Source organism: Bradyrhizobium sp. STM 3809 (genome assembly GCF_000239795.1).
GTDB lineage: Bacteria > Pseudomonadota > Alphaproteobacteria > Rhizobiales > Xanthobacteraceae > Bradyrhizobium.
In genome coordinates, this window is record NZ_CAFJ01000329.1 from 1 (window position 1) to 1,465 (window position 1,465).

Here is a 1,465-nt window from a genome sequence, read left to right on the forward strand (position 1 = left end):
TCGGGATAGGTGTCGTGATTCATGGGCGTGCGCTTCTGTTCGTTAGTGTCATTCCGGGGCGCCCGAAGGGCGACCCCGGAATCTCGAGCTGGGTCCGATCACCTCGAGATTCCGGGTTCGATGCTGCGCATCACCCCGGAATGACCGGAGATGTTGAGCCGTCATTGCGAGGAGCACTTGCGACGAAGCAATCCAGGGGCTCGGGTGGGACTCTGGATTGCCACGCTTCGCTCGCAATGAGTGGAGAGAGCGGGGCGGGTCTCACTCATCCCGCCAATTCGGCGTCCGCTTCTCGATGAAGGCGCCGATGCCTTCTTCCGCGTCGCGGGCGAGCATGTTTTCGGTCATCACCTCTGCCGCATAACGATAGGCGTCGGCAAGGTTCATTTCGGCTTGGCGGTAGAACGCCTCCTTGCCGAGCTTGATCGTATGCGCGGATTTGCGCGCGACCTGTTGTGCCAGCGCAATCGCCGTGTCGCGTTCCGTGCCGGCCGTCACCACGCGATTGACCAGACCGATCTCGCGGGCGCGCGCCGCGGGAACAGGCTCGCCGGTCAGCAGCATCTCCATCGCCTGCTTGGCGCTGACGTTGCGCGACAGCGCCACCATCGGGGTCGAGCAGAACAGGCCGATGTCGACGCCCGGCGTCGCGAAGGAGGCGCGCTCGGAGGCGATGGCGAGATCGCAGCTCGCGACCAGCTGGCAGCCGGCGGCGGTGGCGATGCCCTGGACGGAGGCGACGACAGGCTTCGGCAGGTGCACGATCGCCTGCATCATCGCGCTGCAGGCGTTCATCAGCCGGGCGAAGAAGGCGCGGCCGCGATCGGCATCGGCCCGGCGGGCGGTGAGCTCTTTCAGATCGTGGCCGGCGCAGAAGGCCGGGCCATTCGCTGCGATGACCACGGCGCGCACCCTCTTGTCGGCGCCGATCTCGGCGAGCGCCTGATGCAGCTCGGCGATCAGCGCCTCCGACAGGCTGTTGCGCTGCGCGGGACGGTTCAAGGTCAGCACCGCGACGGAGCCGGCCATCTCGCGCAACAGGATCGGTGTGTCGGCAGCATGGGCGAGGGCAGGGGCGGACATTCCGGTTTCTCTTTGGCGTTTCCGTATGGGCGCTTGTTGGCGGCTAATGTATCAGAAGGCAACGACACAAAGCAGGGGGAGACATGACGGCCAAGATGACCATTCCGGAGCTGGAAGCGTTCCTGCACGCGGAATTTCCGCAGGCCTTTCGGACCGGCGGCGACATCGCGATCGAAAGCGCCGACGGCAAGAGCTGCGTGCTGCGGCAACGCTTCAACGAGCGCATGCTGCGCCCCGGCGGAACCGTGTCCGGGCCGACCTTGATGGCGCTGGCCGATTTCGCGATGTACGTCGTGCTGCTGTCGGCGATCGGCCCGGTCGGGCTCGCGGTGACGACGAATCTCAACATCAATTTCCTGCGCAAGGGCGCCGCCGGCGCCGA

Annotated in this window: 2 protein-coding genes; one reads left to right on the forward strand and one right to left on the reverse strand. The window is 65.9% G+C overall.

The window, feature by feature from the left end; genetic code table 11:
* Positions 1-261 precede the first annotated feature (261 nt).
* A complete protein-coding gene (locus BRAS3809_RS18165) occupies positions 262-1,083 on the reverse strand; it encodes an enoyl-CoA hydratase (protein WP_008963548.1) in 822 nt (273 codons plus the stop codon).
* 83 nt (positions 1,084-1,166) lie between these two features.
* Here BRAS3809_RS18165 and BRAS3809_RS18170 point away from each other — a divergent pair.
* Positions 1,167-1,465: PaaI family thioesterase (locus BRAS3809_RS18170; protein WP_035656711.1), on the forward strand; the 299-nt coding region annotated here is incomplete at its 3' end.